Origin of the sequence: Tateyamaria sp., from assembly GCF_039940735.1 — a bacterium.
Classification (GTDB): domain Bacteria; phylum Pseudomonadota; class Alphaproteobacteria; order Rhodobacterales; family Rhodobacteraceae; genus Tateyamaria.
In genome coordinates, this window is record NZ_JBDVGB010000083.1 from 16,453 (window position 1) to 28,292 (window position 11,840).

12 protein-coding genes are annotated in these 11,840 nt (G+C 57.8%); 2 read left to right on the plus strand and 10 right to left on the minus strand.

Going from position 1 to position 11,840, the window contains the following annotated elements; genetic code table 11:
* Positions 1–17 precede the first annotated feature (17 nt).
* From ABJF76_RS16880 to ABJF76_RS16915, 8 genes are read right to left on the minus strand one after another with little or no spacing between them, the layout of a single operon-like run.
* Positions 18–758 (minus strand): SDR family oxidoreductase, encoded by a 741-nt coding sequence (locus ABJF76_RS16880; RefSeq protein ID WP_413820201.1) that lies wholly within the window; start codon positions 756–758, stop codon positions 18–20.
* Entirely contained in the window at positions 755–1,480 is a 726-nt protein-coding gene (locus ABJF76_RS16885) for an SDR family NAD(P)-dependent oxidoreductase (RefSeq protein ID WP_413820202.1), read from the minus strand. Before ABJF76_RS16885 ends, ABJF76_RS16880 begins: the two co-directional genes overlap by 4 nt.
* Positions 1,477–1,980: a GNAT family N-acetyltransferase gene (locus tag ABJF76_RS16890; protein ID WP_413820203.1), complete on the minus strand. Its 504-nt coding sequence runs from the start codon at positions 1,978–1,980 to the stop codon at positions 1,477–1,479. Before ABJF76_RS16890 ends, ABJF76_RS16885 begins: the two co-directional genes overlap by 4 nt.
* On the minus strand, positions 1,973–3,415 hold the full coding sequence (locus ABJF76_RS16895) for an aldehyde dehydrogenase family protein (RefSeq protein WP_413820204.1): 1,443 nt from the start codon (positions 3,413–3,415) through the stop codon (positions 1,973–1,975). Before ABJF76_RS16895 ends, ABJF76_RS16890 begins: the two co-directional genes overlap by 8 nt.
* Positions 3,412–3,876: a GNAT family N-acetyltransferase gene (locus ABJF76_RS16900; protein ID WP_413820205.1), complete on the minus strand. Its 465-nt coding sequence runs from the start codon at positions 3,874–3,876 to the stop codon at positions 3,412–3,414. Before ABJF76_RS16900 ends, ABJF76_RS16895 begins: the two co-directional genes overlap by 4 nt.
* Positions 3,873–5,447, minus strand: a complete 1,575-nt coding sequence (locus tag ABJF76_RS16905) for an ABC transporter ATP-binding protein (RefSeq protein WP_413820206.1) — start codon at positions 5,445–5,447, stop codon at positions 3,873–3,875. The genes ABJF76_RS16900 and ABJF76_RS16905 overlap by 4 nt, the downstream gene beginning before the upstream one ends.
* The gene (locus tag ABJF76_RS16910; RefSeq protein ID WP_413820207.1) at positions 5,444–6,259 is read right to left on the minus strand and encodes an ABC transporter permease; all 816 of its coding nucleotides are present in this window, start codon (positions 6,257–6,259) and stop codon (positions 5,444–5,446) included. The genes ABJF76_RS16905 and ABJF76_RS16910 overlap by 4 nt, the downstream gene beginning before the upstream one ends.
* Positions 6,256–7,203 (minus strand): ABC transporter permease, encoded by a 948-nt coding sequence (locus tag ABJF76_RS16915; RefSeq protein ID WP_413820208.1) that lies wholly within the window; start codon positions 7,201–7,203, stop codon positions 6,256–6,258. Before ABJF76_RS16915 ends, ABJF76_RS16910 begins: the two co-directional genes overlap by 4 nt.
* 105 nt (positions 7,204–7,308) lie before the next feature.
* Here ABJF76_RS16915 and ABJF76_RS16920 point away from each other — a divergent pair, with 105 nt between their 5' ends.
* Positions 7,309–8,400, plus strand: a complete 1,092-nt coding sequence (locus ABJF76_RS16920; protein ID WP_413820209.1) for an acetoin utilization protein AcuC — start codon at positions 7,309–7,311, stop codon at positions 8,398–8,400.
* On the opposite strand, the gene ABJF76_RS16925 is transcribed toward ABJF76_RS16920, so the two are convergent.
* Positions 8,397–8,795 carry a cupin domain-containing protein gene (locus ABJF76_RS16925; protein WP_413820210.1) on the minus strand — a complete coding sequence of 133 codons (399 nt, stop codon included), beginning with the start codon at positions 8,793–8,795 and terminating at the stop codon, positions 8,397–8,399. The genes ABJF76_RS16920 and ABJF76_RS16925 overlap by 4 nt on opposite strands.
* A 61-nt stretch (positions 8,796–8,856) precedes the next feature.
* Entirely contained in the window at positions 8,857–10,335 is a 1,479-nt protein-coding gene (locus tag ABJF76_RS16930) for an ABC transporter substrate-binding protein (RefSeq protein ID WP_413820211.1), read from the minus strand.
* Between the two features lie 129 nt (positions 10,336–10,464).
* On the opposite strand from ABJF76_RS16930, the gene ABJF76_RS16935 reads away from it, so the two are divergent.
* On the plus strand, positions 10,465–11,703 hold the full coding sequence (locus ABJF76_RS16935; protein ID WP_413820212.1) for an Hsp70 family protein: 1,239 nt from the start codon (positions 10,465–10,467) through the stop codon (positions 11,701–11,703).
* Positions 11,704–11,840: the final 137 nt, after the last annotated feature.

Here is an 11,840-nt window from a genome sequence, read left to right on the forward strand (position 1 = left end):
ACCGCTTCTAACGGTCCTCAGATGCAGCGCCCGCCATCCACTTCCATCGCGACGCCGGTGATCATCGATGCAGCGTCCGAACATAGGAATGTTGCAGCGGCGCCCATGTCTTCGGGGGTGGAAAAACGGCCCAAAGGGATGGTTGATAAGAACTTGGCGCGGATTTCGGGGGTGTCCTCGCCCATGAACGATTTTAGCAGTGGGGTTTCGCCCGCCACAGGGTTTAACGCGTTGACGCGGATGCCGTGGGGGGCAAGCTCGATGGCCATCGTTTTGGTCGCGGTGATCATCCAGCCTTTGGATGCGTTGTACCAGTTGAGGTTGGGCCGCGGGGACACACCTGCAGTTGATGCAATGTTCAGGAGCACACCTGCCTTGCGCGCCTTCATATGCGGTACAAAGCTGCGCGCTGTCAGGTAAACTGATTTGGCATTTACGTTCAAAACGCGGTCGAAATCTTCTTCGCTGACGTCCTCAAGCGCGGCGCGCAGGTGCGTAACGCCTGCATTATTCACTAGGATATCAAGGTGACCAAAAGCGGCGATTGTCTGATCGGCCATGGCCTGTACCGATGCGCCGTTGGATACGTCAACTTGCACCGATTGGCCGTTGATCGTGCCAGCCACTTCGGCCGCCCCGTCACCGTTGATATCGGCCACCATGACCCGCGCGCCTTGCGCGGCAAAGGCCTGCGCGATCCCGGCGCCAAAGCCGCTGGCGGCCCCTGTCACAAGCGCAGTTTTTCCTGTTAATGTCATGCCGTGGCCCTCCCGCCGGATTGATCAAAACAGAAGCCCGTGGAAAAGCTGGCTTCATCTGACGCCAACCAACAGGCCATTGCGGCGATTTCTTCGATTGTGCCAAAGCGACCCATGGGGATTTTGGATCGCATGAAGTCGATATGTTCTTGGGTCATCTGATCAAATAACGCGGTGTGCACAGCGGCGGGCGCAATGGCGTTGCAGGTCACGCCGGACGTCGCAAGCTCTTTGCCCAGCGATTTGGTCAGACCAATTACGGCGGCCTTTGATGCGGAATAGGCCGGCGCATTTGGGTTGCCTTCTTTGCCCGCAATCGAAGCGATGTTGACGATGCGGCCCCAGCCTTTTTCCTTCATCACTGGGGCGGCTGCACGGCAGCAATAAAACACGGCGTTCAGATTCAGATTGTGAACGGCCAGCCAATCTTCGATGGGGTAGTCCCATGTGGTTGTGTTTGGCCCGGTAATGCCTGCGGAACATACCAGAATATCGGGTTGTGCATCCGTCATTGCGGCGGCCACTGCGTTTGGATCCGTCACGTCGATCTGACGCGTGGTAGTGTTGGGCAGCTCAACAGCGTCTAAAGCGGCTTGGTTGATGTCCCATATTTCGACGCTGCCGCCCTCGGCAACGATGCGGCTGCTGATGCCGTGACCAAGCCCAGCAGCACCACCTGTGACGACGGCGTGGCGCCCTTGAAATCGGTTTTCAAAGATCATTGGAGCGTTTCCTTTTTAAAATTCAGCCGGTGAACATGGCGCAATTGCCCGTCCCCGACGGATGTCGATGTCTCGTGTTTGAAATTTAGCCGTGCCCAAAAGTCTAAGGCGCGAATGTTGGTGTCAAGGACCGCAATCCGCAGACAAGCGGCGTTGTCCGCGCGCGCTTGGTCAATGACGTGCTGGGCCATGCGGGTCCCCAAACCTTTTGCGCGTGCAGCGGGGTCCAAAAGCAACAGGCCAAGATACCAGTCGTCGGCCTCGTAATACCCCTTAAGGCAGGTTGCGATGCCATCCAATGCACCGTCTGGGCCCAGATGTCCCCAGCACCAGATTTGATCAGTCGGCACATCAGGCGGCGCGTCGGTCATGTTTTCGCGCACATAGGCAAGGTCGGGCGCGTCGCCGGTTTCCATTTCGACGTAGTCGCGGGCCTGATGGCACAGCTGCAAAACGCGGCCGCTGTCTTGGGGCCAGTGCAATGACACAAGGTCATCCATGATAGGCCGCCACAGTTTTAAGAGACGAAAAGCCATAAAGTGCTTCGAACCCTTTTTCACGCCCGTGGCCAGATTTGCCAACCCCACCAAAGGGCAGTTCGACCCCGCCCCCCGCACCATAGTTATTGAGGAAAACCTGACCCGCTCGCAACCTTTTGGCCAGACGCATTTGGCGTGCGCCATTGGCGCTCCAGACGCTGGCGACAAGGCCGTATTCCGTGCTGTTGGCGATTTGAACGGCTTCGTCTTCTGTGTCAAAGGGGATCAGAACTTGGACAGGGCCAAAGATTTCATCGCGCGCAAGCACATGATCGGGCGGCACGTTTTCAAAGAGCGTGGGCAAGACATAAGCGCCAGAATTTTGGTCACCCAGCATGTGCCCTTGTGCGGCGATCGTGAGGTCCCCGCCTTGCGCTAAAAACGCATCGACGATTTGCTTTTGCCGAGACGAAATCAGCGGGCCAACGCGCGGGTCGCCCATCGCAGGGCCAACACTCAATTCGGCATAGGCCTTTGCCATGCGGTCCCGCACTGCTTCATAAACCCCGCGCTGCACAAGGATGCGCGAAGACGCAGAGCACGTCTGCCCCGCGTTCTGAATGCCAGCGTTCACCAAAAAGGGCAGGGCGGCATCAAGGTCTGCATCATCAAACACCAGTTGCGGAGATTTTCCGCCAAGTTCTAGCGTGACGGGCACAACATTTGCGCCAGCCGCCTGTTGAACCAGCGCGCCAGTGCGCACGGATCCTGTAAAGCTGATGTGTTGAATATTTGGATGGGCTGCAAGGGCGGCACCGGCCTCCGGGCCCCGCCCCGGCACCACGTTCAGCGCACCATCGGGCAGCCCAGCGTCTTGGCAGATGTGGGCGAAGGCAAGGGCGGTCAGGCACGCCTCCTCTGCGGGTTTTAGCACGCAGGCGTTGCCCATCGCCAAAGCGGCCCCGACAGAGCGCCCGATAATTTGCATCGGGTAATTCCAAGGCACGATATGGCCCGTCACGCCATGCGGTTCGCGCAAGGTATAAACGGTGTAGCCATCAAGATAGGGAATTGTATCGCCCATGACCTTGTCAGCCGCACCGCCATAGAACTCCATATACCGCGCGAGTGCGATGGCATCAGCGCGCGCTTGGCTTAGGGGTTTGCCAACGTCATGGGCCTCGATCTCGGCCAGTTCATCGACACGCGCAAGCACGGCCTGACCGATCTTGGTCAGGATACGGCCCCGCTCTGCTGCGCTCATCCGCCCCCAATCGCCATCACGCGCGGCGTGGGCCGCAGTGACGGCGGCATCTATGTCCACCGATTGGCCTGCTGCAATGCGCGCCAATTCTGTCCCGTCGGAAGGATTGGTCAACGTCAGCGTATCCTGTGCTGCGCACCATGTGCCGCCAATCAACATTAGGGAAGGGTTGAACCAGAGGGCCTGCGTCATGGTGTACCTTTATATTCAAACGTGTAGCTGTGAGATTGATATGGCGTCAGCGCAGGGCCGCGCACAAGCCCCGTGATGCCGGGCATGTCCAAAAGGATGCGGTCCCAGAAGCGCGCAGTGCCGGGCAGGGCACTTGCAACCCCCAAGAACCACGCGCCGGGAAATTGTGCAAAGCACTGTGCAGCGGCGCGGGTTCCAAGGCCTTGATTGCGAAAGGCGGGCAGAATGCAGAATTCACAAAGGTCGTGATCGCCGTCGCCCCGATCCACCAGCGCAAAGCCGACGCGCTGCTGCCCGTTTGTGATCAGCAGCACATGCGTGTCGGGATGATCAAAACACTCGGTAATTTCCGCGCGGGGCAGGTCGCCGCCATCTGGCACCAATTCTTTGAAATAGGCACTTGCAGCGTCAAACACCCATGCGGCCGTATCACGCGGGGCTGGTGTCAGGGCAACAGTCATGCCACACCTGCTTTCGGCAATTCCGGCGCTGCGTCGATCAGCGTGCGTGTGTAGGCGTGTTGAGGGTTGGTAAAGACATCCTCCGTCATGCCTTTTTCCACGATCTTGCCGCGCTGCATCACCATGACTTGATCTGTGATGCTACGCACGACGCTTAGGTCGTGGCTGATGAACAGATAGGTCAGATTATATTGCGCACAAAGGTCGGCAATCAGGTCAAGGATTTGGGCGCGCACGGACACATCCAATGCACTTACCGCCTCGTCAAAGACAATCAGTTCGGGGCGGATGATCAGTGCACGCGCAATGGCAAGGCGCTGGCGCTGGCCACCGGAAAACTGGTGCGGATATTTCGTGACATCGTCGGGCGAAAGGCCCACGGCAATCAGCGCCTCAGCGATGCGCGCATCGCGGTCCTTGGGCGGTTTGGGCAGCAAGTGGAAGGGTTCGCTGATCAAGCGCCCGACGCGATGGCGCGGATTGAAACTGCCATAGGGGTCCTGAAACACGACCTGCATTTTGCGCCTGACGGCAAGGTTCGGCGCGCCGTCCTGAAAGACGGGCATGCCATCGAGCTGAATGTTACCAGCTTGGATAGGATCCAACCCCAAAATAGCACGGGTCAGGGTGGATTTTCCGCACCCAGATTCGCCAACCAAACCCACACGCCCACCACGCGGAATGTCAAAACCAACGTGATCAACCGCACGCACCACGAGCGGATCATCAAACAGTTTTGCGCGTGGCAACGGGTATTCACGCACCACACCCTGAAGACGTAACAGCGGAGCTTGCTCCGCCACGGGTGGCAAAGTGACCTGATGATTGGACGCGGCAAACAGCGCTTTTGTGTAGGGGTGTTGGGGTGCGGACAGTAAGGCGGGGGTGTCCCCCGCCTCGACCACGCGACCATGTTGCATGACGGTGATGCGTCCGGCCATTTGGGCGACCACAGCCAAGTCATGGGTGATCATCAACAAACCCATCCCATCTTCACGCGCCAGCTGCACCAACAGATCAAGGATTTGGGCCTGTGTGGTGACATCCAACGCCGTCGTTGGCTCATCCGCGATCAACAGCTTCGGGCCACACGCAATAGCGATGGCGATCACGACGCGCTGACGCTGCCCACCTGACAACTCATGCGGATAACGATTGGGGGAAACACCGCCAAGGCCAACCCGTTCCAACACCTCTTGTGCGCGCGCAGTTGCATCCAGATCTTTGCGATGCAGCCGCACCGTTTCCGCCACCTGTGCGCCAATGGTCTGCACCGGATTTAACGCGGTCATCGGTTCCTGAAACACCATGCCCACAACATCACCGCGTAAACGGCATAAGTGGGCCTCGCTTAGCTGCGTCACGTCTTGCCCGTCCAGAACAACCGCACCCGTTATGCTGGCACCCTCTGGCAGCAACTGCATGATCGCCAATGCCGTCATCGACTTGCCAGACCCGCTTTCACCTGTGACGGCGACAACCTCGCCGGGATCAATGCGCAGGGACACATCAGATAAGATCGCAGTGTCTCGGATCGATAGGGATAGGTTGGTGATCTCAAGCAAGCTCATACCCGCGTCACCCGCAACCGCGGATCAAGCGCGTCGCGCAAACCATCCCCCAAAAGGTTCAACCCAAGAACCGTCAGAATAATCGCAAAGCCTGGCACCAGCGCCATGTGCGGCGCGATGCTGACCAGCGTCTGCGCATCTGCCAACATGCGGCCCCAACTTGGCGTTGGTGGTTGCGCGCCAAGCCCGACATAGGACAGCGCGGCTTCGGCGAGAATGCCAAGCGAAAATTGGATCGTTGCTTGCACGATCAAAAGATTGGCGATGTTGGGCAAGATGTGTTCGACGCTGATGCGTGCCGGACCTTTGCCAGCCACACGCGCCGCCATAATGAATTCCCGCGCCCAAAGGGGCAGCGCACCGCCACGTGTGACGCGGGCAAAAACGGGGATGTTGAAAATACCAATCGCAATGATCGCATTGACGGCCCCTGCGCCAAAAATCGCAGTGATCAGAATGGCGATCACAAGGCTTGGGAAGGCAAAGATCAAATCGTTACCGCGCATGATGATTTCATCCGCCCACCCCCCTTGCCGCGCGGCCGCCCACAGACCCAGCGGCACGCCAAGGCCCACGCCGATGCCCACAGCAACAAAAGCCACGGCGATTGAGGTCCGTGCACCGACCATGATCATCGAAAACATGTCACGCCCAAAGTGGTCGGTGCCGAACCAGTGGGTGCCATTCGGCGCTTGCAGCTTTTCGGGAATGTTCATCGCCGTGTGTTCGAACGGCGTCCAAACAAAGGACATAAGGGCCGCCAACACAACCAGCGCAGAAAGCGCCGCCCCAAAGATCAACGCACGGTTCATGAACGTGCCCTCAACCGTGGATCAACGGCGGCATAGGCCAGATCTACGGCGAAATTCACCATGATTACGGCAAAGACCAACAACATGGTGACGGATTCCACGACAATCAGGTCACGCGCAGAAATGCTTTGAAAGATCAGCCGCCCCAGCCCCGGTAGATAAAACACCTGTTCGATGATGATCCCCCCTGCTAGCAAAAAGGAAAATTGCAGACCAAGAATCGTCAACACCGGTATCATCGCATTGCGCAAACCATGACGGCGCAGCGCTTGCCCACGGGTTAGCCCTTTGGCGCGGGCTGTGCGCATAAAGTCTTCGTTTAATACATCCAACAGGCTTGATCGCATGACGCGTGCAAGGATCGCGGCTTGGGGCAGGGCCAGTGCGACGGCGGGCAAGGTCAAAGATTTGAGCGCGGCAAAAACGCCTTTGTCCCAACCCGCAAAACCACCCGCGCTGAACCAGCGCAGGTTGATGGCAAAGACTAAGACCAGCATCATCGCGAACCAAAAATTAGGGATGGCGATGCCGATCTGAGTGGCCCCCATGACCCCGACGTCACCCGCTTTGCCACGGCGGGCCGCTGCAAAAATCCCGGCGGGAAAAGCGATAAGCGTCGACAAGGTCAGCGCATAAATTGCCAGTGGCAGCGACACCCACAAACGATCTGCGATCATCTGCGCCACGGGTGTGCGATATTGATACGAGGTGCCAAAATCCCCCTGCACCATGCCACGAACCCACGCGAGGTACCGTTGCACTTTGGATTGATCGAGGCCCAGTTCAGCGCGCAGCGCCGCCAAAGTATCCGGTTGTGCGTTGATCCCCAGCATAAAGGACGCCGGATCGCCCGGCGCGACTTCGATCACCATAAAAATCACCAGCGACGCGATGGCGAGGCTGATGAGCAAGGACGTGAAACGTTTGAGGGTATAGCGAAGCATATCTGAGCGACGTTAGGACGGCACCTTTGGGGGTGCAAGGCAGAGCATGCGCGCTGCGGCACGAAGATCCATCGCCTCTTGGTCAAAAATAGCTAAGAAGGGGGTATGACACGCCCTTTGTTCATTGGTTCTGAAATTTACCGCAACTCGTCTTATGGCGACCATCACCCGTTGCGGGTGCCACGCGTTTCAACCGCGATGGATTTGTCGCGCGCTATGGGTTGGTTGCCCAGCGACGTTTATGTGCCAAGCCCAAGGGTAAAACCCGCCGCCCTCACAGTTTGGCACACGCCTGAATATGTGGCCGCGTTGCATGCAGCCGAAGCCGCGCAGGCAGTCAATGACGCCGTGCGCACGCGTCACGCTCTTGGGACACCAAACAACCCCGTTTTTCCCGAAATGTACCGCCGCCCTGCCACTGCCGCAGGTGGTTCCCTTTTGGCCGGAGAGTTACTACGCGATGGTGGTATCGTCTATCATCCGGCAGGTGGCACCCATCACGGGATGCCAGACAAAGCCGGGGGATTTTGTTACCTGAATGATCCCGTTCTTGCGATCCTGTCGTTGCAGCGAAATGGCGCTGGGCGTGTGGTCTATGTTGATATTGATGCGCACCACCCTGATGGGGTCGAAGTCGCCTTTGGGGATGATCCTGATGTCTTGATGATTTCGGTTCATGAGGAAGGACTGTGGCCGCGCACCGGCCCTTTGGGTGCAACCGACAGCTTGGTTAACCTGCCCGTGCCGCGCGGGCTGAACGATGACGAAATGGCGCTGATCCGCGATCAGGTGATCTTGCCACGGGTGACGGCGTTCCGCCCGGACGCTATCGTGTTGCAATGCGGTGCGGACGCAGTCGAGGAAGACCCGCAAGCGCATCTGTCGCTGTCAAACCAAGCCCATTGGGCTATCGTGCGCAGCCTTATGGGGCTTGCCCCGCGTTTGCTGGTGTTGGGCGGCGGAGGGTACAATCCGTGGTCCGTGGGGCGGTTGTGGACAGGTGTTTGGGGCGCGTTGAACGGTTTTGAGGTGCCGGATCGTTTGAACATTGAGGCAGAAGCCGTGCTGCGCGCTTTGCGATTTGACGGCAACCGCAGGGGGCGCAACCCGCCGGATCATTGGTTTACCACCCTTGGTGATCTGCCCAGATTTGGCCCGATCCGAGACGAAATTCGCGCGGGGATCGCACAGCTTTAGGTCGGATCGTAGTCCGCATCGCTCACGTGTTCGAGCCAAGTTGCGGCACTGCCGTTGTCCATTTCTTGCATCGCGATATGGGTCATTTGAGTTTCCGGCCCTGCGCCATGCCAGTGTTCAACACCGGGCGGTATCCAAACAGTATCACCGGGATTTATCGTTTTTGGTGCCTCTCCGCGCAGGCAGACACGCCCGCTGCCTTGGGTCACGTGCAGGGTTTGACCCAGTGGATGCATGTGCCAAGCCGTGCGCGCGCCGGGTTCAAAATGCACTGTCAAAGCGTGCATGCGGGCGGGTGCTTCGGCCTGAACAATCGGTTCTTGCCAGACGCTGCCCGTGAAATAGTCAGCATTGGCGCGTATGTTGGCACGGCTGCCGACGGGAAAGATTTGCATGTCATCTCCGACTGTGAGGGAGGGCAGCAAAGCCGCCCTCCGGAAAGCGTAGAGCGGGGCGTTATTTTGCCCAGCTGACGCCTGTGAGATCGGTGGCTTGGGTCGGTGCGTTGGTCCAAAGACCTTGCAGCTCTGCTTTGGCGACCGAAAGTTGCGCGAGTTGGAACAGATAGCCATTCACCGCGTCTTTGGCGATGATCGTTTCGGCCTCGACCAACAGCTTGGTGCGCGCATCGGGGTCCGTTGTCGCGTTAAGCGTTTTTATCAAGCCTTGGAACGCCGGGTTGTCGTACTGGAAATAGTAATCCGGGTTGGCATAGACGCCGATGTCCATTGGCTCGGTGTGGCTGACGATGGTCAGGCCAAATGATTTGCCACGAAAGACCGTTTCCAACCACTGCGCCCATTCGACGTTGATGATTTCGGCCTTGATACCAACCTCGGCCAGTTGAGCGGCAATGATTTCACCACCACGACGCGCATAGGACGGGGGTGGCAGGTGCAGCGTGGTTTCAAATCCGTCCGCCATGCCTGCCTCGGCCAGCAAAGCACGCGCTTTGTCGGGGTCATAGGATGACAGGCCCGTTAGATCGACATAGGCTGGATTGTGCGGCGCAAAGTGCGTGCCGATGGGGGTGCCAAAGCCGAACATGGCACCGTCAATGATCGCTTGGCGGTCAATGGCATGGGCCAATGCTTGACGCACGCGTAGGTCATCGAAAGGGGCCTGTTTGTTGTTGGTAGACAGGATCGTTTCGCCCTCGGTCGAACCGGTCAGCACTTGAAAACGGGGATCTGCCTCGAATTGAGGAAGGTTTTCGGGTGCTGGGAAGCCAACAAAGGCGTCCACATCCTCGGCCATCATCGCGCCAAAGGCCGCAGTCGGGTCCGAGATGAATTTAAAGGTCGCTTCGGTCAAGGCAGGTTGGTCGCCCCAGTAATCAGCATACTGGCTGATCTGGATGCTGTCGCCTTGCGTCCAGCTGTCGAACTTAAACGGGCCAGTGCCGATGGGCTGTTGTTTGATGTTTTCGATGGATTCTGGGGCAACGATAACGGCATCCCCCCAAGCCAGGTTAAACAGCATGTTACCGTTGGGTTCTGACAACGTCAGGCGGACGGTTTTTGCATCCACGACCTCGACGCCACTGATCGCTGCATAAAGCGCTTTTTGCGCGTTTGTGCTGTCTTCTGCCAGAATGCGATCAAGGGTAAATTTCACATCTTCGGCGTCCATCGTGGTGCCGTCATGAAAGGTCACACCATCGCGCAAGGAAAAGGTATAGGTCAGACCGTCGTCTGAAATTTCCCAACTTTTGGCGAGGCCGGGCACAACGGATCCATCCCCCATAAATCGGGTCAGCCCTTCGAACACGTTGGAATACAGCACGGAATCAATCGCGCCAGCAGCCGCCGACGTTGGATCAAGGTGCGGTGGTTCCAGTTGCATCGCGACAGTGATGTCGGTCTTGGCAGCGGCCATCCCAGCAAGCAAAGCAGCAGTGGCAGCGCCAAGGAAAAGCGAACGGACAGTGACCATGGGGGTCTCCTTCAAATGGTGTTTGTCTAAAGCTACCCAAATCTGATTGCGAAGACCAGCTTTTGCGGTCTTGGCTTGGTGCTAACGTTGGGGTACGGGGACGTCCTTTGGTTTGAAATGGTGAGCGTTATGGCTGTTCTCGGAGTAGATTTCGGCACGTCGAATTCAGCTGTCGGCATGTGCGTGGACGGGCAGGCGAAATTGATCCCGCTAGAACCGGGCGAGACGACGTTGCCTACGGCTGTGTTTTTCGACTTTGATCAACGCCAAGTCGTTTATGGCCGACCTGCAAACGAAGCGCTGATTGCGGGCGACGAAGGTCGATATATGCGGGCGCTGAAGTCGCTGTTGGGCACGTCGCTTATGCGCGAACGGCGAAAGGTGATGAATGAATCCGTCGACTTTGTCGTGATTGTCGGGCGGTTTCTGGCGGAAATGAAAAAGCGCGCCGAAGCGGCAACAGGCCAGACTTTTGACCGCGCCCTGTCTGGGCGTCCCGTGATGTTTCATTCTGCGGACCCCGCCCGAAATGCGCAGGCGCTTGTCGATTTGACCGATTGTTATTTGGCGGCGGGGTTCAAAGACGTGTCCTTTATGCCCGAGCCAGAGGCGGCGGCGCTTGCCAACCGTTCGGTTTTGTCTGCGGGGGATTTGGGTCTGATCGTTGATATTGGCGGCGGTACGTCCGATTTTACGTTGTTTCGACAAGACGCTGGGACGGGGATCGACATTTTGGCCAGCCATGGCCTGCGCGTTGGCGGGACGGATTTTGATCGCGCACTCAGCCTTGCCTTTGTTATGCCAGAGCTGGGCATGGGGTCGCCCATTCGTCACGCCTTTGGAGACCAGACGCACATCGCGCCCAATGCGATTTTTAATGATTTGGCGACATGGCAGAAAATCCCATTTCTGTATGCGCCGGATACACGACGCGCTGCGCAAGAATTGGCGCAACATGCCGTTGAAAAAAGCCAACTGGAACGTCTTGTTCGGGTGCTGAAAGAAGAAGTGGGGCACGACATGGCCTTTGCCGTTGAAGCGGCCAAGATTGATGCCAATTCAGCTGCTGCTGCGATCCCTGAATTTCGTTTGGATATGGTTGAAAAAGGGTTACGGCTTCCGCTTTACCCGGTGGCAATGACAGCCACGCTGAATAAGATGGCCACCCAGATCGGAGATGCCGCGCATGCGTGTTTGGAGCAAGCGGATGTATCGCCCGAAGATGTGACACGCATCATTTTTGTGGGAGGTACCAGCCTGATGCAAGTGGTCGAAACAGCACTGACTGCGCGTTTGCCGCGGGCACAAGTGCATCGTGGGGCGGCCATGACTGCGATTGTTGAAGGTTTGGCATTGGCCGCGCGGTAACGGGTTTTGAAACAAAAACCGGTTGGAAATCGCAACGATTTTCGGGCGTTCTCTGTGTCGGAGAACGGGCAACAGTAGCGTTTGTAGTGCGTGGGCCATAACCTTGGCGCTGTCTTCCATGTCGGTGATCCCAATCC